Annotated in this window: 20 protein-coding genes and 1 tRNA gene; 4 read left to right on the top strand and 17 right to left on the bottom strand. The window is 72.9% G+C overall.

Going from position 1 to position 24,411, the window contains the following annotated elements:
* Positions 1 to 54: 54 nt before the first annotated feature.
* From M4960_RS14255 to M4960_RS14265, 3 genes are read right to left on the bottom strand one after another with little or no spacing between them, the layout of a single operon-like run.
* Positions 55 to 1,584 carry a CYTH domain-containing protein gene (locus tag M4960_RS14255; RefSeq protein WP_248704577.1) on the bottom strand — a complete coding sequence of 510 codons (1,530 nt, stop codon included), beginning with the start codon at positions 1,582 to 1,584 and terminating at the stop codon, positions 55 to 57.
* Positions 1,581 to 2,420, bottom strand: coding sequence for a hypothetical protein (locus M4960_RS14260; protein WP_248704578.1), 840 nt, complete (start codon positions 2,418 to 2,420; stop codon positions 1,581 to 1,583). Before M4960_RS14260 ends, M4960_RS14255 begins: the two co-directional genes overlap by 4 nt.
* Complete coding sequence (locus tag M4960_RS14265) at positions 2,417 to 2,743, bottom strand: PadR family transcriptional regulator (RefSeq protein WP_248704579.1); 327 nt, start codon at positions 2,741 to 2,743, stop codon at positions 2,417 to 2,419. The genes M4960_RS14260 and M4960_RS14265 overlap by 4 nt, the downstream gene beginning before the upstream one ends.
* Before the next feature lie 68 nt (positions 2,744 to 2,811).
* Here M4960_RS14265 and M4960_RS14270 point away from each other — a divergent pair, with 68 nt between their 5' ends.
* Complete coding sequence (locus M4960_RS14270) at positions 2,812 to 3,084, top strand: mycoredoxin (protein ID WP_123293947.1); 273 nt, start codon at positions 2,812 to 2,814, stop codon at positions 3,082 to 3,084.
* 115 nt (positions 3,085 to 3,199) lie between these two features.
* Here the strand turns inward: M4960_RS14270 and M4960_RS14275 are convergent, their stop codons facing one another.
* Both M4960_RS14275 and M4960_RS14280 read right to left on the bottom strand, forming a co-directional pair.
* Positions 3,200 to 5,326, bottom strand: coding sequence for a DEAD/DEAH box helicase (locus M4960_RS14275; protein ID WP_165901102.1), 2,127 nt, complete (start codon positions 5,324 to 5,326; stop codon positions 3,200 to 3,202).
* 623 nt (positions 5,327 to 5,949) lie between these two features.
* The gene (locus tag M4960_RS14280; RefSeq protein ID WP_248704580.1) at positions 5,950 to 7,194 is read right to left on the bottom strand and encodes an aminoglycoside phosphotransferase family protein; all 1,245 of its coding nucleotides are present in this window, start codon (positions 7,192 to 7,194) and stop codon (positions 5,950 to 5,952) included.
* Between the two features lie 80 nt (positions 7,195 to 7,274).
* Between M4960_RS14280 and M4960_RS14285 the strand changes: the two genes are divergently transcribed.
* The gene (locus tag M4960_RS14285; RefSeq protein WP_248704581.1) at positions 7,275 to 8,348 is read left to right on the top strand and encodes an aromatic acid exporter family protein; all 1,074 of its coding nucleotides are present in this window, start codon (positions 7,275 to 7,277) and stop codon (positions 8,346 to 8,348) included.
* 60 nt (positions 8,349 to 8,408) lie between these two features.
* Here M4960_RS14285 and M4960_RS14290 read toward each other — a convergent pair whose 3' ends face one another.
* Positions 8,409 to 8,747, bottom strand: a complete 339-nt coding sequence (locus M4960_RS14290; RefSeq protein WP_111084550.1) for a hypothetical protein — start codon at positions 8,745 to 8,747, stop codon at positions 8,409 to 8,411.
* A gap of 225 nt (positions 8,748 to 8,972) precedes the next feature.
* On the opposite strand from M4960_RS14290, the gene M4960_RS14295 reads away from it, so the two are divergent.
* Both M4960_RS14295 and M4960_RS14300 read left to right on the top strand, forming a co-directional pair.
* Entirely contained in the window at positions 8,973 to 9,650 is a 678-nt protein-coding gene (locus M4960_RS14295) for a response regulator transcription factor (protein ID WP_111084549.1), read from the top strand.
* A 56-nt stretch (positions 9,651 to 9,706) separates the two neighbouring features.
* Positions 9,707 to 11,158, top strand: coding sequence for a HAMP domain-containing sensor histidine kinase (locus tag M4960_RS14300; protein ID WP_248704582.1), 1,452 nt, complete (start codon positions 9,707 to 9,709; stop codon positions 11,156 to 11,158).
* Between the two features lie 71 nt (positions 11,159 to 11,229).
* On the opposite strand, the gene M4960_RS14305 is transcribed toward M4960_RS14300, so the two are convergent.
* From M4960_RS14305 to M4960_RS14355, 11 genes are all read right to left on the bottom strand, one after another.
* A complete protein-coding gene (locus tag M4960_RS14305; RefSeq protein WP_248704583.1) occupies positions 11,230 to 14,655 on the bottom strand; it encodes an error-prone DNA polymerase in 3,426 nt (1,141 codons plus the stop codon).
* 22 nt (positions 14,656 to 14,677) lie between these two features.
* Positions 14,678 to 16,324, bottom strand: coding sequence for a DNA polymerase Y family protein (locus M4960_RS14310; protein WP_248704584.1), 1,647 nt, complete (start codon positions 16,322 to 16,324; stop codon positions 14,678 to 14,680).
* Positions 16,325 to 16,340: 16 nt separating this feature from the next.
* Entirely contained in the window at positions 16,341 to 17,201 is an 861-nt protein-coding gene (locus M4960_RS14315; protein WP_248704585.1) for a hypothetical protein, read from the bottom strand.
* 66 nt (positions 17,202 to 17,267) lie between these two features.
* Positions 17,268 to 18,827, bottom strand: coding sequence for an anthranilate synthase component I family protein (locus M4960_RS14320; RefSeq protein ID WP_248704586.1), 1,560 nt, complete (start codon positions 18,825 to 18,827; stop codon positions 17,268 to 17,270).
* A complete protein-coding gene (locus M4960_RS14325; protein WP_248704587.1) occupies positions 18,806 to 19,729 on the bottom strand; it encodes an aldose 1-epimerase family protein in 924 nt (307 codons plus the stop codon). The genes M4960_RS14320 and M4960_RS14325 overlap by 22 nt, the downstream gene beginning before the upstream one ends.
* Positions 19,730 to 19,807: 78 nt before the next feature.
* Positions 19,808 to 19,883 (bottom strand) — tRNA-Ala (locus M4960_RS14330).
* Positions 19,884 to 19,991: 108 nt separating this feature from the next.
* Positions 19,992 to 20,366, bottom strand: coding sequence for a ribosome silencing factor (gene rsfS, locus M4960_RS14335; protein ID WP_111084542.1), 375 nt, complete (start codon positions 20,364 to 20,366; stop codon positions 19,992 to 19,994).
* 131 nt (positions 20,367 to 20,497) lie between these two features.
* Complete coding sequence (locus tag M4960_RS14340) at positions 20,498 to 22,015, bottom strand: hypothetical protein (RefSeq protein WP_248704588.1); 1,518 nt, start codon at positions 22,013 to 22,015, stop codon at positions 20,498 to 20,500.
* Positions 22,012 to 22,611, bottom strand: coding sequence for a nicotinate-nucleotide adenylyltransferase (nadD, locus tag M4960_RS14345; protein WP_111084540.1), 600 nt, complete (start codon positions 22,609 to 22,611; stop codon positions 22,012 to 22,014). The genes M4960_RS14340 and nadD overlap by 4 nt, the downstream gene beginning before the upstream one ends.
* A 10-nt stretch (positions 22,612 to 22,621) precedes the next feature.
* Positions 22,622 to 22,822 carry a hypothetical protein gene (locus M4960_RS14350; RefSeq protein WP_123293955.1) on the bottom strand — a complete coding sequence of 67 codons (201 nt, stop codon included), beginning with the start codon at positions 22,820 to 22,822 and terminating at the stop codon, positions 22,622 to 22,624.
* A 41-nt stretch (positions 22,823 to 22,863) separates the two neighbouring features.
* The gene (locus M4960_RS14355; protein WP_248704589.1) at positions 22,864 to 24,129 is read right to left on the bottom strand and encodes a glutamate-5-semialdehyde dehydrogenase; all 1,266 of its coding nucleotides are present in this window, start codon (positions 24,127 to 24,129) and stop codon (positions 22,864 to 22,866) included.
* Positions 24,130 to 24,411 lie beyond the last annotated feature (282 nt).

A 24,411-nucleotide genomic window follows, 5' to 3' on the forward strand; every position in this document is an offset into this window, starting at 1 on the left:
TTCTGCTCACGAAGCGAACGCCCGCGGCCCGCGCCCGCGCCCGCGGCGTGCGGCTCACACGCGGTTGAGCGCGTGCACCGCCTCGTCGTAGGACTCCTCGGCCAGGCGCACCCGGTCCCCCGCGAGCACGCCGTACCCGAACGTGCCCTCGCCACCGCGTTCGGCGATCGCCGCGTTGGTCCGCAGCGCGTCGAGGGCGTGCAGCGATCGGACCCGCTCGGTCAGCACGTCGGCCGCGCTGCCGATCCGCTTCCACAGCGCGTGCGGGAACGCGTCGTCGCCGAGGACGTCCATCGCCATCCGCGCCCGCATCGTGCCCTGCCAGGCGGCTTCGGTGGTCGCACGGTCGGCGGCCTCGCGCTCGGCGGCGGTGTCCGAGGTGTCGTCGGCGACCGCGGCCCGGACGAGCTCGCGGATGTGCGGCTTCACGACGGCACCGACGTCCTGCGCGACCTTCTTCGGGGAACGGAGCGACCACTCGGTCGGGGTCGGACGTTCGACGGCGTCGTCGAGCGCGTCGAGCAGTTCGAGGAACGGCTCGCCGTGCACGAACGCGACGACGTCCCGCACCGACTGGTCGCGACGCTCACGGGTCGAGGCCAGGATGCGTTCGCGCGTCATCGAGTCGACCAGGTCGTCCTGCGCCGGGGTCGACGCCCGCGGCAACCGGTCGATCAGGTACTCGTTGAGTGCTGCGCGCGCGGTCACGGCAGCCAGGCCGTCGGCCGCCTCGGCGGCGCGGTCGACGGTGTCGCCGGCGGCGAACGCCGGACGGTAGGCGCCGAGGATCGACGCGATCTCGAGGGCGGTCTCAGCCGTCTGCCGGAGGTCGGCCGCGTCGCCGGAGCGGAGCCGCGATTCCTGGCCGAGCAGCGCAGCGCGCAGCTTCCGCAGCCGCTTCGCGAGGACGCGTGCGGTCGTGCCCTTGTCCGGCTTCTCCTCGGTCTGGAGGCGCGGTGCCGGTGCTCCTGCGAGCCCGCGTGCCAGCTTGGACGCGACGGCGGCGGGGCCGGCACCCACGGCCGCGAAGCGCCCGTCCAAGGCCGCGAAGAGCTCGTGCGCGACCTGCGGGTCGACGCCCGCGACGGCCTCGACCTCGACCTCGCGCCAGGTGCGCGGCGTTTCGGGAGCGTCGTCGTCGAGGCGCTGCGAGGTCACCTGGTCGTCGGCGAGCTCGGCGACCTGGTCGCCGTCCTCGTCGAGCAGGCGGGTGACGGTGCGGGTGGTCGTGATGCGGACCACGGGGCGCAGGCCACGGCCGCGGCGCTCGGTGAAGAGCGCCGCGAGCACCTCGGTCGGCACCGTGTCGGCGTCGTCGGTCAGCGGGAAGTGCTGCTCGTGGCGGACCGTGTCCGACTCGGAGCGCTTGATGTGCCACCCGGCGTCGGGGCCGCCGGTTCGGCGTCGGACCGTGACCCGCGCCGCCACCAGGTCGTACCGCTCGGTGTCCCAGTACGTCGCATCGAGCTCGAACGGCTCCTGGTGCTCGGTGCGGAGGATGCCACCGGCGCCGACGAGGTCGGGCAGGGCACCGCCCTCTGGCAGGTCGTAGGTGCGCTCGATCTCGAGGTGGGTGTCGCTCACACGGTCTTGTCTACCAGGGCTTCACCGTGCGCCTCGATCACCGCGGGCGCATCGGTGGAGAACCGTGACGCCACCACGGCTCCGACGACGGTGACCAGGAACGGGACGAGCTGCCCGATCCACGACACCAGCGCCATCGCGGAGTACGGGATCCCCGAGCCGTTCGCTGCTTCTGCGAGCGGGAACACCAGCACGGCAGCGACGACGGGCAGGACGAGGAGCGAGTACGTCCATCCCGGTCGGCGGAGCACCACGAGCCAGACCGCGAGCAGCCCAGCCGCGATGACGCCGACCTGGACCGGGACGTACACGGGGACGTTGAGAGAACCGTTCGTGATCGCCCACCACACTGCGGCGATGGCGAACACGGCAACGGCGCCGAGGACCCGGCGGCGGCGCGCGACGTCCGACACCAGCAGGACGCTCGTTGCGACAGCGGCGCCCGGCACCACTGCGAGCCCGATCCCGACCATGTCGAAGACGAGGCGCGCCTCCGGCAGGCCGTTGTACCGCTGCAGGAGCGCGAGGACGCCCACCGAGACGACGTAGGACAGCACCGCGAGCGCGATGAGGACCGGGATCGTGCGGATGGTGTGCGGTGCAGAACGGACGGGTGTCGGCAGTGCGGTCATGGTGTCCCCCCAGGTGGAACGGTGGCCGGCGCGTCGGTGGAACAGCGCCGTGGTGAAGGCGCCGAACGCGAGTGCGGTCGGCGAGAGGTCGAGTTCGTGGGCATCGCGCACGTCGGCGAGCCACTGCTCGCGGCGGGTGGCGCGGTGTGCTGCGGGCGAGACGGCGACGGCGACCCCCACGAGCGCCCGGTCGAGCGCGCTCACGAGGTCACCGGCCGGTGGGCCGAGCGAGCCGGACGAGCAGGCGTCGCGGCGGACGGACGCGCCGCGACGAGATTGCGTGCGGCGTCGACCCCGTCGGGCGTGAACTCGTAGAGCCGACGACGCGGCCCCGGCCGGCTGGTCTCGTCGTCCCACGACGACGTGATCCACCCCTGCCGCTCGAGTCGCTCGAGGATCGGGTAGACGGTGCCGGCCTGACGCCCGGTGGCCTTGATGACGAGCAGTCCCCATGCCGGGCCGTCGACGGTCAGCAGTGCGTCGAGCACGTCGAGCGTCGGGGCGGTGATGCGTTGGATCGGATCCATGCGGCTTAACCTAGCTATATCGGATAAGCACGTCAAGGGCGTCCAGAAAGCGGGGTTAGCCTGGCGCCATGAGCGACACGATCACCCGCGAGCAGTTCACCCCCGAAGCCGGCGGCGTCACGATGTTCACGACCACGTGGTGCGGCTACTGCGCCCGGTTGAAGAACCAGATGACGAAGGCCGGCGTGCCCTTCACCGAGGTCGACATCGAGCAGACCCCGGGCACGGCGGAACTCGTCGCCGAGGTCAACGGCGGCAACCAGACTGTTCCGACGCTCGTGTTCCCCGACGGCAGCACGGCGACGAACCCCTCGCTGGCCGAGGTGCAGTCCCGCATCTGAGCGACGCCCTCTGGCGCGAAGCCCCGCACAACCGAAGTCCGTCCGAACCGCGTGATCACGTGGTTCGGACGGACTTCGGTTGTGCTGAACGGGTGCGCGCCGCGCGACGCGGTCCCTAGCCCCCGAGCGCCTCGGTCAGCAGCGCTGCCATGGCGTCGAGCTGGATGTCTCCGGAGTCGACGAGTTCCTCGTCCGAACCGTCGAGCGCGCGAGCGGCCAGGGACGCCTTCGAGTCGATGAGCTCGGCGATCTTGGTGTCGATCGTCTGCGCGGCGATGATCCGCCACGCGGTGACGGGCTCTTCCTGCCCGATGCGGTGCACGCGGTCGATCGCCTGGGTCTGCTCGGCGCTCGTCCACGACAGCTCGGCGAGCACGACGTTGGACGCCACCTGCAGGTTCAGGCCCACGCCGGCCGCGGTGAGCGAGCAGACGATCACGGCGACGTCGGGGTCGTTCACGAACGAGTCGATCTGCGCCGTGCGCTGCGTGGCCGTCTGGTCGCCGCGGATCGTGGCGGTGCGCAGGCCACGTCGAGCGAAGACCTCTTCGGCCTGGTCCATCACGTCGAGGTGCTTCGCGAAGAACACGACCTTGCCGACGTTCGACGCGAGCTGCGCGGCGTAGTCCGCTGCGAGCTGGGCCTTGGCACGACCGATGCGTCGGACCATCGAGAACACGTTCTCGCCGGTCGACGAGGCGTCCTGGTCCTCGAGCTCCCAGCGGGCGACCTGCCGGACGAGCTTGTGGTCGATGCCGACGACCGGGTCCTGCCCGGTACGGGCGTCGAGCGCCTGGTGGTACCGGCGGACGAGCTTCGCGGTGAGCTCGCGCTCGGCGTCGCGGATGGAGCGGCCCTCGTCGCCGTCGAGCTCGACGGGGATGTCGGCGATCCGGCGGGCCGGGATGTCCGCGGCGACGTCGACCTTGCGGCGTCGGACGATGCCCTGGTCGATGACGGCACGGCGGGCCTCGACGAAGAAGCCCTGGTCGGCCGGGGTCAACCCGATCTCCTCGAGCTCGTTCATGAGCTTCGCGCGGGGCTTCTTGTCGTCGATCCAGCCGAGGTACTCCCAGATGGTCCGGAAGTCCTCGACCGAGTTGATCAGCGGGGTACCCGTCAGCGCCATGAGCAGCGGTGCCGCGGTGCGCTGCCGGATGCGGTCGGCGATCTGGAGCACGAAGCGAGCGCGCTGCGAGTCCTTGTTCTTGATGAAGTGCGCCTCGTCGACGACCATGCCCTTGAAGCCGAAGCCCCCGAGCCAGCCGGCGTGCCGGTCGAGGATCTCGTAGTTCACGATGATGATGTCGGCGAACCCGTCGAGGTCGTTGCCGTCCCCGTGGATGACGGTGGCGCGGTGGTTCGGCACCCAGCGCTCGGCTTCGCGCGCCCAGTTCGTCTTGACGACGTTCGGCACCACGACGAGCAGCGGGAACGCGTTGGCGGCGTCGGCGGCGAGCAACGACTGCGCCGTCTTGCCGAGGCCCGGCTCGTCGGCGAGCAGGAACGTGCGGTGCCCCTGCGACGCGGCGGCGACCAGTTCGGCCTGGTGCTTCATCAGCGTGGTGCCCGAGCGGGAGTGCAGCGAGGTCGGCTCGGGCAGCGGCATCGTCGCCGCTCCCCCGCCCGCGCCGTACTCGAACGACTTGAACAGCGGACCGAAGAGCTCCCAGTTCGCCAGGCGACGCGGGTGCGCGACGGGCTGGTCGGCGAGTGCGAAGTCCGGCGGCAGGAACGGGTTGGCGAGCTGACGCTGCACGACCGCCTGCGGGGTGACGGCGCGCACCGGGGTCTCGGCGACCGGGGTGGGCTCGGCCGCGATGACGAGGTCCTCCGGCTGCAGCTCCATGCCGCCGGCGATCATCATGTCGCGCTTGACGGCGCGGGTCGCCTCGGAGACCTGCACCTCTTCCGCGAGCAGCTGGATGACGCTGGTGTCTCGGGCCGCGGTCTTCGCGAGGATCGTCGCCACGCCGTCGAGCCGCTTGAGCTGCTCGGCGCGCTGCGAGTCGGTGAGGTCGGTGTCGCCCTTCACCCGTGCGCGCTCTTCGCGCATGAGCAGTGCGACGGCCTGGAACTTCGTCCGGTTCGTCGCCTTGAGCGGTCCGCGCTGCGCCGCCGCCTCGACCTCGCGCACCGCGCGGGCGAGGACGGGGATCACGCCGTCGTTGTCCAGCGGCCTCGTCCGACGTGACGCGGTCCGCGTCCCGCCGGCAGCTCGCCGGGTGCCTGATCGAGCCAACGCTCCTCCTGTTCCGCCCACGCATCGGGGCGAGCCGCCCGTGGGGCGGAAGTCCTGCACCGGGGCCTGACACGGCTCCGGTTCGGCTGCGGGCCACCGTGGCCCACCGCATCGCCGGTCCCCGCTTCGGGACGTCCGGTGGAGTCCCGCGGACCGTTCCACCGCGAGCGCCTGCTCGGCGCCGGGTGCGACGGTCCGCGCCGGGATCCGGCGTCGTCACACGCACGTGACGCCCCCGCGGGGCGGTCACGGCCCGGTTCCCGCGTCGATCAAGTGATCGACGGCTGCGTCCGGAATCGACGCGGCACGCGGGAACGCGGTGCGTGCGCGCTCAGTTTACTCCCCGACCCCCGACAGAGGCGACTCCTCGTCGCCCGCGCGCGTCGCGCCTCCTGGAATGCCCCGTGTGCCGGCCGGGAGGCACGGTGCGGGCCCGCCACGCGCCTCCCGTCCGACGCCGGGCGCGTCCACCCCGCCGACGCGACAGATCCCGGATCCCCACGCCGACCACCCCGCGAAAGCGACAGATCCCGGATCCCCACGCCGACCACCTCGCCAAAGCGACAGATTGCCGCCAACGTTCCGCGCAGATCTGTCGCTTTCGCGACGGGAACTGGGAGCCGTCAGACGCGGGGCGCGGACCGCGGGCGGACCAGGCCGGTCGCCGGCAGGACCGGAGCCGCCTCGGCCAACGCGGCCCGCGTCGCCGCGAGGAGCTGCTCAGCGGTCTGGATGCCGTTCGCCGAGCCGGTGGTCGCCTGACCGCCGGCGTGGGCCAGCAGCTGGGCGCCGATGGCGGGCCCGATGCGGTCGGCCTCGCGTGGGTTGCGGGCGACCCAGTCGCGAGCGATCGCGTCGGCGAGGCGCTCGGCCGCGGCTCCGCGGTCGGCGTCTCCGCGCGACCGGTGCCAGAGGCCGGTGACGACCAGGTGGGCGACGACCGCGCCGATGTCGCGGACCGGGAAGCCCCACCCCGCGGTGTCGATGTCCAGCAGGCCGGAGATGCGCCAGGGCTCGTCCTCGTCGACGAAGACCTGCTCGAGGTGCAGGTCGCCGTGCACGACCTGCTTCGTCGCGCTCGTCCAGCCGATCGACCGGCGGCCGATGGCGTCGTACAGGCGGTCGATCTCCTCGGCGTCCTGCGGCAACGCGGCGATGAGCGTGCGGCGGTGCCAGTCGGCGTGGTCCATCGCGTCGGCACGGGCCTGCTGGGTCATCGGGACGGTCGCGACCCGACCGCTCAGGGCGGCCAGCGACGCGACGAACCGCGGGTCGTCGGCGATGTCGAGGATGCGACTGCCGGCCGGCACGCCGCGGATCCGCTCGAGCACGAGGAGCCCGTCGCCGCGGCTGGACAGCACACGGGGCACCGGCAGGCCCGCCGCGACGAACTGCTCGTGCGACTTCACGATCGGCGCGACCCGGTGCGGACGGACGATCTTCAGGAACAGGGTGCGCTCGGGGGCGTCCACCCGCACCACCGCACGCTTGCCCGGTCGGTACGCGGCCACCGTGAGCACCGGGTCGGTGACCGGCATGCCGAGCGTCGTCAGGAGCTCGGCGACCGCGTCGCGGTAGGTCACCTGCGGCAGCACCGGCAGACCCGGGTCGTTCGGGTACGCCCACACCGAGACGGGTTCGCCGGTCGCCGGGTCGGTGACGATCGCACTGTTCTGGTCGTGCGCGCCGCCGGTGTCGACGTACGTCAGGACGGTGGCGCGCTGGCCGTTCCGGTCGACGGTGTCGACCTCGTAGCCGTACAGGTAGCCGTTGCCCGAGGGCTCGACGGAGTGCGCCCGTGCGGCCACGACGGAGGTCCCGGAGCCGGCGAAGGCCTGCGGGATGACGCGCTCATGGTTGGGCCACACGACATCAGTCAACCGTGTCCGGACGTTTTCGTCGCGTTCGTGCACGGCTCGGCGTGCGGGCGGTGGCTAGCGTGGTCGAGGTGAACCCGGTCGCGCGTCTCCGCAGCTCCAGTCGCACGCCGTTCCTGCAGGTCGTGAAGACCGCGGTGGCGGTCGTCGCGGCGGTGCTGCTGTGCCGGCTGCTGATCCAGGGACCGTTCCCGACCTTCGCCGCGATCGCCGCGCTGCTCGTCGTGCAGCCGAGCATCAACCAGTCGTTCGTCAAGGGCCTCGAGCGGAGCGCCGGTGTCGTGCTCGGCGTGCTGCTCGCCACCGGGTTCCACCTGCTGCTCGGCGACTCGGTGTGGGTCGTCCTGCTCGTGGTCGTGCTCGCCATCCTCATCGCCTGGGTGCTCCGGCTGACCCCGACCTCGGCCACCCAGGTCAGCATCAGCGGGATGCTCGTGCTCACCGCGGGGGTCGTCACGCCGAACTACTCGGCCGACCGGATCCTCGAGACCGTGATCGGTGCGGTCGTCGCCCTCGTCGTGAACGCCCTGATCATCCCGCCGGTCCTGCTCGAGCCGGCGCACCTCGCCGTCGCCCGACTCGCCCGCGACACCGCCGTGGCCTTCGAACGCGTCGCGATCGGCCTGACCGAGGGGTGGGACCGCGACCGGTGGCAGGACGCCCTGGTGCGGGCCCGCGCGCTCCGGCAGCAGCACGCGAAGACCGAGGCATCACTGAACGCGGCCCGCGAGTCCCTGACGATGAACCCGCGAGGCGGCCGGCACCGCACGATCCTCGACCGCGACGTCGCCATCACCGAGCACCTGCGCGTCCTGGTCACGCGCGTCACCGGCATGACCCGGGCGATCCACGACAACACCGCACCAGACCTGCGCCCCGACCCGGTGGTCGGCGGCATCGCGACCGAGGTGGCCCGGATCGGATCGGACGTCCGCGCGCTGAGCGCCCGGGTCGAGTCGACGCGGCTGGACCCGTCGTTCGCCGCGGGTGCCGGTGGGGACGATGCCGGGGTGGCGACCGCCGAACCCGCGCTGACCGCGCCGATGGAGATCGTGCGACCGAACTCACGGCACTGGGTGCTCATCGGTGCCCTGCTCGAGGACGTCCGACGCGTGCGCGAGGAGCTGCTCGGCGAGGACGACTGACGCCGGTCGGTCGCGGCGTGCCAGTGCCGGCGCCGCTCGGGCGCGGCGTGCCGGTGCCGGTCAGCGCGTGGCGCGTGCGGCTTCGGCCGCCGTCTGCACGACGTCGTCCCAGATCACCGCGGCCGGCACGGCGGGATCGGTGCCGGGCACGCCGACGTCGGCGAACCGGCTGATCTCCGCGACGACGGCCTCGGTGCCGACTTCGCGCGCCGCGCGGCTCGCCACGTCGGGGACGGCCGTCCGCAGTTCGGCGACCACGCGGTCGCGGCGGACGCCCTCCATCTGGCCGAGTGCGCCGATGCCCTTCCACGCGGCATCGAGCTCCGCGCGGAGACGGACGATGGCCGGGTGGTCGACGGACGGGTGGTCGACGGACGCGTGGTCGATCGGGTCGTTCATGGTGCCCCCTGGTGCAACGGACCGCCCTTCGGGTAAGCGCTGTCCGCCAGGTGATCCTACCAATGAAGCAAGAAGTCCTCATGTCCCTAGAACGCGGGACAGACCGTTCTGCCCGGTGGCCTGGCAGCCACGGTACCCGCTCCTGTGACGAGATTCAGTGAGTTCGGCCCGGGCATCGGCCCTCCGCGCCCGTTCGATGCCACGATGGGTCCGAGGAGGTCCACTATGCGGCTGTTGGTGGTCGAGGACGACGACGAGATGCGTGCCCTGATGGAGCGCGGTCTCGCTGCCGAGGGGTACCGCGTGACGGCGGTGGAGAACGGGGTCGAGGCGCTCATCGCCCTCGGCGAGCAGGCGTTCGACCTGGCCGTCGTGGACGTGATGATGCCCGGCATGTCCGGGTTCGAGCTCGCACGACGCATCCGCGAGCGCGAGGACCCCGTGCGGATCCTGCTCGTCACCGCGCGCGATGCCGTGGACGACCGCGTGTTCGGCCTCGACGCCGGCGCGGACGACTACCTCACCAAGCCGTTCGCGTTCGCCGAGCTCACCGCCCGGCTCCGCGCCCTCGGTCGCCGCGAGTCCGCCGGGGCACCCCGCACGATCGAGGTCGGCGACGTCTCGATCGACTCCGAGGCCCGTCGCATCTCGATCAAGGGCCAGCGCGTCGCCGTCAGCCCGACCGAGTTCGCGCTGCTCCGCCTGCTGGCGCGCTCCGCCGGCAGCGTGGTCGACCGGCCGAAGATCCTCGAAGAGGTCTGGGACGGCTCGCAGCACGTCGACCCGAACGTCGTCGAGCAGTACATCTCGTACCTCCGCAAGAAGCTCGTCGCCCACGAGGCCACCGTCGCGATCGCCACCGTGCGCGGCCGCGGGTACCGCCTGGATCTGCTCGGGGCGTGAGCGGGGCCTCCGCTCACCCGGGGCCGGACCGCCCACGACGCGGTCTGGTCCGCCCCTTGCGCCTGCTGTCCCTGCGGGCACGGATCACGATCGGCTCGACGGCGATCGCCGCGGTCGTGATCGTGCTGCTCGTGCTGGTGATGCGGTTCCAGGTGGTCAGCGTGGTCGCGAGTGCGACCCGGACCCTGCTCGACGCCGACGCCGACCCGTACGTCGCCACGCTCGAGGTGGACAGCGATCCCGACCTGTCCCCGCCGGGCAACGCGCAGCTCGTCGCCGTGGTCTCACCGTCCGGAGACATCGTGCTCTCGACGATGCCCACCCGGGTGGAGAGCGCCCTCGGCAGCCTCACCTCCACTCCGGCCGGCACCTCGATCATCCGGGTGTCCGGGTCCGAGTACCGCGTGGTCGTCGAACACCCCGTGAACCAGGCCGGCCGGTGGACGGTCGTCGCCGCCCGGAACTCGCAGGCCGAGGCGATCGTGGTCGACGACCTCACCTCGACCCTGTCGCTCACCGGCGTCGCGATCCTGCTCGCCTTCGGCGTCGCTTCGTGGATCCTGGCGACCGCGGCACTCCGTCCCGTCAACCGCATGCGCCGAGAGGCCGAGCGGCTGTCCGTCGCGCCCGAACGGGCCGAGCTGCCCGTCGGCCCCGCGCAGGACGAACTCGCGTCCCTCGCCACGACCCTCAACGCCTTCCTCGCCCGCACGCGCCAGGCCACCGAGCGGGAACGGCAGATGGTGTCCGACGCCAGCCACGAGCTCCGCACACCGCTCGCGATCCTCACCACCCAGCTCGACCTGGCGTCGCTCGACGGTGACGACGCCGCCGCCCTGGCTGCCCACATCGAGCGCGCAAAGCACAGCGTCGCCCGGCTCTCCCGGTTGGCGAACGACCTGCTCGCGCTGTCGCGGATCGAGGAGTCCGAACGGCGGGAACAGGACGGCGACCAGCGCCCGGAGACCGCCTGGTCCGACCTCGGTGACGAGGTCATGGCGGCCGTCGACCGGGTCCGGCTCATCGCATCGGCCAAGGACGTCACCGTCGACTTCGACCTCGAGGCCCCGGTGGCCGTCGGTGGCTCCGGGCCCGGCATCGGCGGTGGGACCCACGAACCCCGCTACCGGCTCGACACCGGTGGCATGGCGCAGCTCGTCACGAACATCGCGGGCAACGCGGTGTCGGCGCTCCCCCGCGGTGGCGGCATCTTCGTGTCCTGGCGCAGCACCGGCGGCGAGGGCGTCCTGCAGGTCACCGACGACGGCCCCGGTGTCCCCGAGTCGTTCATCCCGGTGGCGTTCGACCGGTTCACCCGACCGGACGAGGCCCGGAAGTCGCGCCCGAACCCCGACCCGGCCACCGGTGCGATCGCCCTGCCGGGTGGATCCGGGCTGGGCCTCGCGATCGTCCGTGCGGTGGCCGAACGCGCCGGCGGGACGGCGTCGCTGCGGAACGTGCGCTCCGGCGGACTCGAGGTCACGGTGCGACTGCCCGAGGTCGAGTAGCCGCGCGCCTCGTCCGCGCCCGCCGCCCGCCGCCCGCCGCCCGCCGCGCGCGGACCGCTGCCCGCGACCACTCACTGGAAGTCCCGCGACCGCGTGCGCACGGACAGCGACAGGTGCTCGATCCGGTCCGCCACCAGGTTGACCACGCCGTCGGGTGACCGCTCGAGGATGCCGCGGACGATCACCGCCGGGGATTCCCGGGCGACCCGGCGGTAGCGGCCCCACACCCCGACGCTGCAGATGACGTTGACCAGCCCGGTCTCGTCCTCGACGTTCATGAACGTGATCCCCGACGCCGTCGCCGGACGCTGCCGGTGCGTGACGATCCCGCCGATCTCGACCCGCCGCCCGGTCTCGGCCGTCGCGGTGTCCTGCACGCTGAGCACCCGGCGAGCGGCGAGCCGGTCGCGCACGTGCCGGACGGGGTGGTCGTCGGTCGTCATGCCCGTCGACCACATGTCGGCGATCAGGACGTCGCCGCTCGTCATCTGCCCGAACAGCGGCGGTTGGACGACGACCTGCGTGTCCGGCAGCTGGTCGGCGCGCTCCGCAGCGGCCTGCGCCGCCGACCACATCGCCCCGCGGCGGTCGATGTCGAAGGGGGCGAAGGCGTCGGCGGCGGCGAGCGCCTCGAGCTGCGCCGTCGTCAGCCCCACCCGGCGGGCCAGGTCGGACATGTCGACGAAGGGACCGTTCGCGTCACGCTCGGCGACGATCTTCTCGGCGCTCTTCCGGCTGAGCGAGGCGACCTCGGCGAGTCCGAGCCGGACCGCGAACGCGCCGTCGCGGCGGTGCCGTGCGGTGTCGTCGGGCAGTGCCGTGTCGAAGGGCAGCACCGGCGGCTGCTCGGTGTGCAGGCAGGCGTCGTCACCGCACGGGGGCACCACCTGGTCGTCGCCGAGCGGTTCGAGCGTGGCGTCGACACCCGAGCGGAGGATGTCCGGTCGGAGCACCTGGACGCCGTGCCGACGGGCGTCGGCGACCAGGGTCTGCGGTGAGTAGAACCCCATCGGCTGCGCCCGGAGCAGCGCGGCCAGGAACGCCCCCGGGTAGTGCAGGCGCATCCAGGCGCTCGCGTAGACGATCAGGGCGAAGCTGATCGAGTGGCTCTCCGCGAAGCCGAAGTTCGCGAACGCCTGGATCTTCGCGTAGATCGCGTCGGCGTCCTCGCCGTGGATGCCGTTGTCCGACATGCCCGCGTAGAGCTTGTCGCGCAGCCGGTCGATCTTCTCGTGGCCGCGCTTCGACCCCATCGCCCGCCGCAGCAGGTCGGCGTCGTCGCCCGAGCAGTTGCCGACCGCGATCGCCATCTGCATGAGCTGCTCCTGGAACAGCGGCACGCCGAGGGTGCGTTCGAGCACCGGTTCGAGCGACGGGTGGATGTACGTGATCGGTTCCTCGCCGGTCCGACGCCGGATGTAGGGGTGCACGGCACCGCCCTGGATCGGACCGGGGCGGACGAGGGCGACCTCGATCACCAGGTCGTAGAACCGCCGTGGGAGCAGCCGGGGCAGGGTGCCCATCTGCGCGCGGGACTCCACCTGGAACACCCCGATGGTGTCGGCTCGGCAGAGCTGGTCGTAGACGCCCTGTTCCTCCTTCGGCATGGAGTGCATCTCCCAGCGTTCCCCGCAGTGCTCCGCCGCCAGGTCGAACGAGTACTGCAGCGCCGCGAGCATGCCGAGGCCGAGCATGTCGAACTTCACGAGCCCCATGAAGGCGCAGTCGTCCTTGTCCCACTGCAGCACCGTGCGGCCGTCCATCCGCGCATGCTCGATCGGCACGACCTCGCCCACCGGCCGGTCGGTGAGCACCATGCCGCCCGAGTGGATGCCGAGGTGGCGCGGGAAGCCCAGGACGTCGCTCGCCAGCCCGACGACCGCCTGCGGGATGTCGTGGTCCTGGCTCTCGGTCACCGAGCCCCACCGTTCGACCTGCTTCGACCAGGCGTCCTGCTGCCCCGGGCTGTGGCCGAGGGCCTTCGCCATGTCGCGGACGGCACCCTTCGGGCGGTACGTGATGACGTTCGCGACCTGGGCGGCGTTGTACCGGCCGTACTTCTCGTAGACGTACTGGATCACCTCTTCGCGGCGGTCCGAGTCGAAGTCGACGTCGATGTCGGGCTCTTCGTCGCGCATCGCCGACAGGAACCGCTCGAACGGCAGGCCGTAGCGGATCGAGTCCACCGCGGTGATCTCGAGCAGGTAGCAGACCGCGGAGTTCGCGGCGGAACCCCGCCCCTGGCAGAGGATCCCCCGGCCGCGGGCGTACTGCACCATGTCGCGCACGATCAGGAAGTAGCCGGGGAAGTTCTTGTCCTCGATCACCGCGAGCTCGCGTTCGATGCGCTCGCGCTTCTGCGGGTCCACGCCGTCGGCGCTGCCGGGGTAGAGCCGACGGGCACCCGTCCAGGTGAGCTCCCGCAACCAGGACATCGCGGTGTGGCCGTCCGGCACGTCGAGGTCGGGCAGCCCGGGCTTGACCGTGCGCAGCCGGAACCCGAGTTCGTCGGCCAGCGTGACGGTGTTCTCGATCGCCCCCGGGTACCGCCCGAACCGCCGGGTCATCTCGGCACCGGAGCGCAGGTGCGCGGTGTCGGCGGCCGGCAGCCACCCGTCGATCTCGTCGAGGCTGCGCCGGGCCCGGACCGCGGCCAGCGCCGTCGCCACCGGGAACCGGTCCGGGGTGGCGTAGTGGACGTTGCCGGTCGCGACCAGGGGCAGCGTGTACCGCTCGGCGAGGGTCGCGAGCACGTCGTTCCGCGCACTGTCGAGCGGGTCGCCGTGGTCGAGGAGCTCCACCACGACGTTGCTGCGCCCGAAACGGTCGAGCAGCACGCGCAGCGCGGTCTCCGCCGCGGACTCCCCGCCCTGCTCGAGCGCCTGCCGGACGGTGCCCTTCCGGCACCCGGTGAGCACCCGCCAGTGTCCGTCGGCCCGCCCCGCGAGCTCGTCGAGGTCGTAGCGCGGGCTGCCCTTCTCGGACCCGGCCGCGAGGTGCGCACTCGTCACCGCGCCCGCGAGCCGGTGGTAGCCGTCCTGCCCGTCGGCGAGCAGGAGCAGGTGGGAGCCCTCGGGATCGGGGACGCCGTTCTGCGGTTCGGTCAGGCCCAGCGAGAGCTCGGTGCCGTAGACGGTGCCGACCTGCGGGTACGCCTCGGCGACCTCGGCCATCCGGGCGGCACCGTAGAAGCCGTCGTGGTCGGTGAGGGCGAGGGCGTGCAGGCGCAGCCGTGCGGCTTCCTCGAACAGCTGCTCGGGCTGGCTGGCGCCGTCGAGGAAGCTGAAGGCCGAGTGCGCGTGCAGCTCGGCGTACGGCACGACCGGAGGGCTGTCGTCCGCAGCCGCCGGCTGGTCCGTGGGCACGTACGGCTCGCGCTTCCGCGACCACGCCGGGCTGTCCCCGCCGTCGCCGGCCTTCGCCGTCCCCGGACTGCGCTTGTCCGACAGGGCGCGTTCGAACTGCGACCACGGCACGGGTGGGTTGCTGTAGCCCATCAGGTCCTGCTCCTGGATCGGTTCACGTGGCGATCGCCTCCGCCCACCACCGGTGGTCCGCCAGCACCAGGTACCAGGCACGGCCCTCGGCGTCGACGAGCTGCAGTCGGTGCAGTCGTCGACCGCCGGACTCCCACCACCGCACGACGAGCGGCCAGGGGCCCGCCCAGGCCGTGACGGGTGCGAACCCGCCGCCCCGGTCCCCCTCGGCGCGGAAGCGTTCGGGTGCGCCGGACAGCACGCCGCGGTCGTCGACGTCGACGCTCTCGCCGTCGCCGGAGACCACGTCGACCGGGCGGGGACGCTCGAGGACGGTGGCGGGCGGCGGGCCGGGCAGCTTGCCGGGCCAGGGGCGGTCGCGCACGGTGGCCAGGGCACGCTCGCCGCCGGGCGGGGTGTCACCCCACGGCACGAGCACCACCCGCTCGGACAGGGTCCGGCCACCACCGACCCTCGGGCTCACCACCCCGTCGTGCCCGACCATGCCCTGGATCCGGGCCAGCCCGTGGTGCACGCGCTCGTCCGGTCCGGAGCCCCAGAGTCCGCGTTCGTGGTTCGCCATGTCGTCGACGGCGACCGGCTCGAGCACGACCGAGGTGACGGGGGCCTCGAGCCCGGTCGGGTCGACCCCGCCGGCGAGCTGCCACCGCACCCGGTCGACGACGTCGGCGGCGTCGAACCACCGGGGGTGCGCCCACGTGCGTTCGAGCAGGATGTCCCGCTCGTCGACGATCCCCACCCGGATGGTCGTCGCGACCAGCCCCGCGGCGCGGAGGCGTGCGGCGAAGTCGTCGGCGGAGCGCCGGAACGCGAACGCGATCTGGTCGGCACGGTCGAGCGGGGGCTCGAAGGCGGCCTCGATCCGGAGCTCGGGCGGGATCGCGCGTGCCGAGATCTCCCGCGGGTCGCGTCCGCCCGCCAGCCGGTGCAGGAACGCCCCGGCGACCCCGAACCGGTCGCGGACCTGCTCGTCACTGAGCGACGCGAAATCGCCCAGCGTGGTGATGCCGAGCCGGTCGAGCACCGTCGCGAGCTCGGGGTCGCCGAGCACACCGAGGGGCAGGGCCGCCAGGAAGTCCGACGAGCCGGAGACCGGCACGATCCGTACCCGTTCGCCGGGACGCACCGGCCGGGCCCGTGCCGCCTGCTCCGCCGCGAACGGGGTGTCCGCCACACCGGCCCGCACCGCCGGGGCACCGTGGTCGGCCGCGATCCCCGCCAGGGTCGCCGCGGCCGCCCGCTCGCCGCCGTAGTACCGCGCCGGCCCCCGGGCACGCAGGGCGAGGGTGCCGGGCCGCAGTACCTCGACCCCGGGGACGGCCGCCTCGACCGCGCGGATGACGGGTTCGAACGCGCGGTGGTCGAGGGCGTCGTCGTAGGGGTGGACGACGAGCTCCGGACAGCGCGCCTGTGCCTCGCGCACCCGGAGCCCCCGGACGACGCCGTGCTGCCGTGCGGACGCGGAGCTCGCGAACACCAGGCCCTTCGCGACCACGGCGAAGGGCTGCTCCGGCGGTGCCCCGGCCGCGCGGGCCGCCGCGATCACCGGCCAGTCCGGACACCAGAGCACGATGGTGCGGGTCGGCGGTGGCTCGGGCAGCGCCCCGCCGCGGGCGATCGCGTCGGCACGGACACGCCCCGGCGCGATCACGACGCCACCGCCACGCACAGCAGCACCCCGGCGATCACGACGCCACCGCCACGGGCCGCAGCACCCGGGTGTCGCCGGACCCCACCGACGGCACGGGGGTCGCCGTCCGGACCGTGCCGTCGGCCGCGGGCAGGAGCAGTTCGGCGCTCGTGGGGCGCACGGCACCCGCACGACCGGTCGCCGTCACGGTGGCGCGACGCTCGGTCAGGTGCCCGTGGCCCTGCCCGATGCCGCTCCACACCGACGACGTGATCCGCAGCGTGACGTCCGCTCCCGGCCAGGACCCGAGCGCGACGAGGGCCCCGCCGCGTTGCCGGAGCCGGGCCGACAGGCGGGCGACGTCGCCCGGCACCACCCGGCCGAGCGGCCGGGTGAGGACGATCTGGGCGACGTCGGCCATCGCCGCGGTCACCGCGAGCCACTGGTCGCCCGGATCGGGGACGAGCACGAGCCGCTCGAGGTCGATCCCCGCGGCGGCCGCGGCCTCGATCCCGAAGGACGGCACCCCGACGACCGCGCACCACGCACCGGCCGCCGAGGCCGCCTGCAGCATGGTGATCGCGAGCAGCACCGACTCGGGGACGGCGTAGGTGCCGCCGACCCGGATCGCACCGCCGGGCAGCAGGGGTTCGAGAGCGGAGGCGGTCGGGAGCCCAGCGGTGTCGACACGGGTGGACTCCATGTCGGTGACCCGGGACCGCAGGGACGTGATGCGGTCGAGCGCCGCCCGGGCGTCACCGAGGTGGTCCGCAGCGCCCGCGCCGCCCCCACGGGCAGCACCCGCGCCCGCGCGCGCAGCACCCGAACCCCCACGCGCAGCACCGCTCCGCCCGACCCGGTCCGGGCCGGGCGACCGGAGTGCCGCCGCCGTCTGCATGCCCTCATATTCGAACATGTGTTCGATGATGTCAATCGCGTCCGACATCCGTGGACAATCGGGTCGAACGCGTGTTCGGTCAGCTCACCACGTCGCCACCGCTCCGACCGCGCCGAGCACGGACCGCGTCTTCGTCACGACCTCGTCCGCCTCGTCCGACGCCACCGACGACCACGTCACCGCTCCCCCGGCCCCGAGCGTCCGCGACCGGACCTCGACCGGATCCACCCCGCCGCCCGAGGCGTCCACCACCGTCACCAGTGTCCGGATGACCACCGACAGGTCGACCGCCCCGCTCGCCGAGAAGTACCCGATCGTCCCCGAGTACACCCCGCGCGGCGCGCCCTCGAGCCGGTCGGCGATCGCCATCGCGCTGATCTTCGGCGCGCCGGTCATCGACCCCGGTGGGAACGCCGCCCGCACCACGTCCGCCGGCGACGTCCCCGACGGCAGCACGGCACCGATCGTCGACACCATCTGGTGCACGCTCGCGTAGGTCTCGACCGCGCACAGCCGTTCGACGTGCACCGACCCGGGGATCGCCGTCCGCAGCAGGTCGTTCCGCAGCAGGTCCACGATCATCACGTTCTCGGCACGGTCCTTGGCGCTCACCGCGAGTTCGTCCCGGACGGCCGCGTCGGCGGCAGCGTCGGCGAGTCGTCGCCGCGTGCCCTTGATCGGTTCCGCCAGCACGGTGCGGTCCGCGGCGATCCGCAGGAACCGCTCCGGCGACCGGCTCGCCACGCGCAGCGGGCCGAGCCGCAGGTACGCACCGAACGGGACGGGGTCCGCCGCCCGCATCCGCATGTAGTCGGACAGGTGCGGGTCGGACAGGTGCGGGTCCGTGCCGGGGCCGACCCGGGCCTCCCGGCCCCTGCCCGGCACGGAGAAGGAGGTGGTGAGACAGACCTGGAACGCGTTGCCCTCGCGGATCTCGGCGCGGCACGCGTCGACGGCGCGTTCGTGGTCGGCTCGCGACGTGCGTCCGACCGCTGACGACACCCCGGCCGGGAGGCCCGTGGCCGCGTCCGCCACGTCGGCCGTCGACGGCGACCTGGTCACCGTCTCGAGCCACGCCCGGTTCTGCGCGCTGGCCGCCGGTTCCGCGTCGGCGACGAGCGTCAGCGCCCAGGCGCCACCGGTGTGGTCGACGACCACGGCGCGGTCCACGAACCGCAGGTCGGCGTCGGCGTGGCCGTCGGCGGTGCGGTCCGGGCCGCCGGACTCGCGACCGAGCTCGTACCCGAGGAACCCGACCCAGCCGAGTGCGAAGCCGCAGCCGGCGATCGGCTCGGGCAGCTGCGGCGTCCGAGCGAGGAGGTCGGCCAGCACGGTGAAGGCCGGACGGTCGTCGGAGGACGACGAGCCGAACCAGCCGGCAGCGGGCGCGGCGACCTCGACGGACGCCTGCCGGTCCTGGTGGCGGAACCGGACACCGAACGGCCCGTCCGCCCACGTCAGTACCGACCATCGCGCCCGTGGTCGAGCGGCGTCGGGTGCGCCGGCCGGCAGTGCGGAGTCGAGCCACACCAGGTCGCCCTCGACCGCGGCGGCCAGCGCGCCGAGGTCGGGGACCGGATCGAGCCGGCGGACCTCGATGCGGGCGCCGGCCGACGGACCGGTCAGATCGCGGAGATCGTCCATGCGGCGGCGTGGGACGCACCGGGGGCGAGCACCACGAGACCGCGGTCGACACCGTCGTTGAAGGCGTCGGGGGCGCACGTCATCGGCTCGACCGCCAGGCCGGCGCGGTGGTACTCGGGGAGCACGTGGTCGGCCGTGTGCACCTGCACCCACGGGCACTCCGGACCGAAGGTCGCGCGGACACCCCGGCCGTCCGCTGCGGTCAGGGCGATGGTCGCGACCCCGTCGGCGTCGCGGTCGAAGCCGGTGAAGGCGTGGTCGATGAACCGGTCGCCGATGCGTGTGGCGGTGCGCAGGTCGAACTCGTCGTGCACGGGGACCAGGTCGGTCGGGATCAGCCGGTCCGGCGTGACCTCGAGCACCTCGGCCGCGGGCAGGGTGAGGGTCCAGTCGTCGACCGTGCCGGCGCCGGCGACCAGGTACGGGTGCGGGCCGGTCCCCCACGGGGCGTCGTCCGCGCCGGAGTTCGTGCCGGTGATCGTCGTGTGCAGCCCGGCGTCGTCCAGCCGGTACTCGACCAGGACCTCGACGCGGTACGGGTAGCCAGCCTGGGCCTGCACGGTGGTGGCGAGCACCACGCGGTCGGACTCCTGCGCCTCGACCCGGAAGTCGGTCCAGGCGACCAGCCCGTGCAGGGCGTGGTGCCGTGCCGGTTCGGTGAGCGCGAGCTCGTGGTCGACACCGCCGAACGAGTACTCGCCGTCGACGACGCGGTTCGGCCACGGAGCGAGGACGGCACCGCGGAACGCCGGCCGGACCTCGTCGGCGGCGAACGGCACGATCAGGTCGCGACCTTCGTGCCGCAGGGTCCGCAGCGTCGCACCGACCGTGGCGATGTCGGCCGTGTACCCGGCGGCGGAGATCGTCAGCGGGGTTCCGGACAGCGGCGGATCGTTGCTCATGCGCTCAGCGTATCGGGCACGTGCGGCCACCCGCACCACGAAGAAACCCCCGCCGTTCCGGGGAACGACGGGGGTTGTTGGTGGATCTGAGGGGACTCGAACCCCTGACCCCCTGCATGCCATGCAGGTGCGCTACCAGCTGCGCCACAGACCCAGATTGTGTTGCTTCCGTGCCGACCGGTTCCCCGGAGGCACCATAGAAGCGTACACCATGCGAACGCCGGGCAACGAAATCGAAGCCGTCACCCGGGCGCGTCGCTGATCAGGCGGTGTGGTCCACCGGGAGCTCGAGCGGGATGGTCGGGCAGTCTGCCCAGAGCCGCTCGAGCGAGTAGTACTGACGGTCCTCGTCGTGGAAGACGTGCACCACGATGTCGCCGACGTCGATGAGGACCCAGCGGCCCTCGCTCCGGCCTTCGCGGCGGAGGGTCTTGGCGCCGAGCTCGAGGAGGCGCTCCTCGACCGCATCGGCGATGGACTGCACGTTGCGCTCGTTCCGACCGGTTGCGAGCAGGAACACGTCCGTGAGCTGCAACGGCCCGGTCACATCGAGCGCGACGAGGTCCTCGGCCTGCTTGGCGTCCGCCGCGAGAGCGGCGGCCTGCACGAGTTCCAGTGCGCGAGTGGAGGCGGTCACGGATTCCTTCCGGTCGTCGACCCGGCAGGGAGCCGGATCGCTTGATGGGTCACGATCATAAGCCACCCCGCCGACGCACGGCCAGGCCGCGGCCGACGCGGGTGTCGGGATCGGTGGTTCGGGTCGGGGCGTCAGCCGCCGAAGGTGTGGGTCGTGACGAGCGCGACGATGATGACCGCGGCAGCGGCGACACCGACGGCGCCGACCGTGACGCCGAGGATGAGCGGCGTGCGCGACTCCTTCGGCTTCGCGGCGGCGAGGACGACCTGGCGGGTCGAGGTGTGGCTGGACACCGCGCGGCTGGCGCGCACCGGGCTGGCGTCGGTCTCCGGCTGCTCGTCGTGCTGCTCGAGCAGGCGGTCGACCTCGGCGCCGTCGATCGGCCGGTGCGACCCCGTCGAGGACAACGACGCGGGCAGGTCGATGGACCCGGTGAGGATCACCTCGCCCGTCGCGTTCAGTGCTCCGGTCGGGTCGGCCAGGGCCGAGTTCGGCAGGATGATCGCGTTGGTGTCGGTGACCGCGATCCGGCGGGTGCCGGTCGAGTCGTCGTGCACCTCGGCGTCGTTCGAGCCGTGCGCCTGCTGCGACCAGTGCCCGACCGGTGGCTCGAAGGCCGTCGTCATCGGCTTCGGCTCGGCCGGCCGCTGGAAGGACGCGGGGACCTTCGGGGGGTCGGTCCGTGCGGGCTCCGGGATCGGGACCTCGTTGGTGTCGTCATCCTCGGGGTCGAGGGACAGCGGGAACACCGCCGGGGTCGACGGAGCACCTTCCGGGATCCCCGGGAGCGGCGTGGCCGAGGGGTGCTCGGGTGCGGCGGCGTCGACCGATGCGTCCGCGTCGGCCGGCGTCTCGTCGGTGCCCGTCTCGTGAGTGCCCGTCTCGTCGGTGTTCGTCTCGTCGGTGCGCGGCTGGTCGCTGGAAGCCTCTACGGGACTGTCGTCCGCGGCCCCGGCTTCGGGCTGTGCGTCGGTTCCGTCGTCGACGGCGTCGGCGGGAGGCGACCAGGTCGACCGGTGGCGCCGGGGCTCCTCGGCGTGCGCAGCGGCTTCGTCGAGCGGCTCGAGGGCGTCGGGCGACCCGTCGGCCTCGGTGGCCTGGGCGACCGCTGCCTCGTCGAGCACCGTGGGGGTCTCGGAACCGGACGGCTCGTCCGCGGCACGCGGGGCCGACGTCGGCTCGATGGTGTCGACCGAGCCGAGGACGTCCTCGACGGTGCGGTCGGAGGACTGCGGCGTGGGGTTCTGCAGCGGGACCGGCAAGACCGCCTGGTTCTCGGCGGCGCGCTGCTGGCGGATCTGGCGGCGGGTCAGACCACCGCTGCCGGGCACGATCTCGGTCGCCGAGGCGGGCGGGAACGGCGACACCCCGGCCGCGGGGACGGAGGTCACCGACACGGAGGGCGCCGAGGCCGGCGTGCCCGTCGGTGCCGACGTCGCCGTCGCGGCGGACGCCGGGGCGGAGGACTGGGCCGGACCGCCGGGAGCGGGTGCCACGTGCGAACCGGGCCGAGGACGGGGTTCCGTCGACTCGGCGGGTGCGGCGACGGTCGGCGGCGGCGTCGCGGGCTGCGAACCGGCTGCTGCGGCACGCTCCCGCTCGCGCGCCTGGCGCCGCGACAGGGGCGGCTGCGCGTCGGACGAACTCATGCAACGCTCCGATACAGGTGGTGCTTGGAGATGTACTGGACGACCCCGTCGGGGACCAGGTACCAGACGGGGGAACCACGTCTCACCCGGTCGCGGCAGTCGGTCGACGAGATGGCCAGTGCGGGGACTTCGAGCAAGCTTACGTCTCGCTCGGGGAGTCCGCTGATGCTCAGGTCGTGTCCCGGACGCGTCACAGCGACGAAGTGCGCGAGGTCCCAGAGACCATCATGGTCTTTCCAGTCGACAATCTGCTGAACGGCGTCTGCGCCCGAGATGAAGACGAGCTGCGCGTCGGGCCGCTGTTCGTGCAGGTCGCGGAGCGTGTCGACCGTGTACGTCGGGCCGGGGCGGTCGATGTCGACGCGGCTCACCGTGAACATCGGGTTCGACGCGGTCGCGATGACCGTCATCAGGTAGCGGTGCTCGGCATCGGTGACGCCGGACTTCATGTACGGCTGACCGGTGGGGACGAACACGACCTCGTCCAGGTCGAACGCCCGAGCGACCTCGGACGCCGCGACGAGGTGACCGTGGTGGATGGGGTCGAACGTGCCGCCCATCACCCCGATGCGCGGTCGTCCGGTGCTCTCGAGCATCGGGTGCAGATCAGCTCTTGGTGTGACCGAACTCGTCGACACCCGTCTCGTGGTGGCGGGTGGCCTCGAACTTCTGCGAGTGGCGGTAGGCCACGTCGCGGAAGCTCCAGGTGACGAAGCCCAGGAAGATGAAGAACAGCGCGCCGACGAGCGGGAACACGAACGCCGGGGCCCCGGAGGCGTGCTCCGCAGCTTCTGCGAGGAAGGTCATCGTTCGGTGCTCCGTTCGGTCGGGGAAAGACGCCGTTCAGTCTAGCCGCGGATCTGGCCGTTCCCGCGCACGATCCACTTGGTGCTCGTGAGCTCCGGCAGCCCCATCGGGCCACGCGCGTGCAGCTTCTGCGTCGAGATGCCCACCTCGGCGCCGAAGCCGAACTCCCCGCCGTCGGTGAAGCGCGTCGACGCGTTCACCATCACGACCGCCGAGTCGACCGTCGCCAGGAACCGTTCGGCCGTGTCGACGTCGTTCGTGACGATCGACTCGGTGTGGTGGGTGGACCAGCGCGCGATGTGCGCCATCGCGGCGTCGACGTCCGGCACGACGCGGATCGACAGGTCGAGGTCCATCGACTCGGTCGCCCAGTCCTCGTCGGTGGCGCGCAGCACGCCCGGCACGATCGCCCGCGTGGCGTCGTCGCCGCGCAGCGTGACGCCGGATGCGCGGAGCCGGTCCGCGAGCACGGGCAGCAGCCGCTCGGCCGCCTGCTCGTGCACCAGGAGGGTCTCGAGGGCGTTGCAGACGCTCGGCCGCTGCACCTTGCTGTTCAGGACGATGTCGACGGCGCGCTGCTCGGGGGCCGTCGCGTCGAGGAACACGTGCACCACGCCGGCACCGGTCTCGATCACGGGGACCTGCGACTCGGTGACGACGGTCTGGATGAGCGAGGCGCTGCCGCGCGGGATGAGCACGTCGACCAGGCCGCGGGCGCGCATGAGCTCGGTGGCTCCGGCACGGCCGAACTCGTCGATGGTCTGCACGAGCTCGCGCGGCAGGCCGACCGACTCGACGGCGTCCTGGATGCGGGCCACGAGCACGGCGTTCGTCCGCTGGGCCGCCGAACCCCCGCGGAGCACGACCGCGTTGCCGGACTTCAGCGCGAGCGAGGCGATGTCGACCGTGACGTTCGGTCGTGCCTCGTAGATGGCGCCGACGACCCCGAACGGCACCCGCACCTGGGTGAGCTGCAGGCCGTTCGGCAGCAGCGAGCCCCGCAGGTGCTCCCCCACCGGGTCCTGCAGGCCGACGACGTCCTCGACGGCCGTGGCCAGCGCCTCGATGCGTGCGGGGTCGAGTCGGAGGCGGTCGACGAGACCGGAGGACAGACCGCTCTCCTCGCCCGCGACCAGGTCACCGTGGTTCGCGGCGACGATCTCGTCGGTGGCGGCGCGGACCCCGGCGGCGATCGCCACCAGGGCGGCGTCCTTGACCGCCGTCGTCGCGGTCGCCAGCGCCGACGAGGCGGTGCGGGCCGCCACGAGCGTGTCGGTCAGGGTCGGGGCGGGCGCGATCGACGACATGGACCGATTCTAGGTCCGCTCGTCGGCCCGTGACGGGCGTGACGGCGTCTTGCCGGCCGACCGGTCACGGCACGTTGCACCACGACCGCCGAGCGGTCGCGCCGCGTCGCTCCGCGCCGACCCCGTCGACCGGTCCCGACCGTTCGACGCAGTCCGTCGGTGCGTCGTGACCGCCTGGAGGCCCGGCACCGGTCCCCGGGACCCGTGCCGGGCCTCCAGGCGGTCGCGTTCACCACGCCGACCGGTCACGACACGTCGTCCTGCGCCACGCGAGCGGTCGCA

Source organism: Curtobacterium sp. MWU13-2055 (genome assembly GCF_023242305.1).
Lineage (GTDB): Bacteria > Actinomycetota > Actinomycetes > Actinomycetales > Microbacteriaceae > Curtobacterium.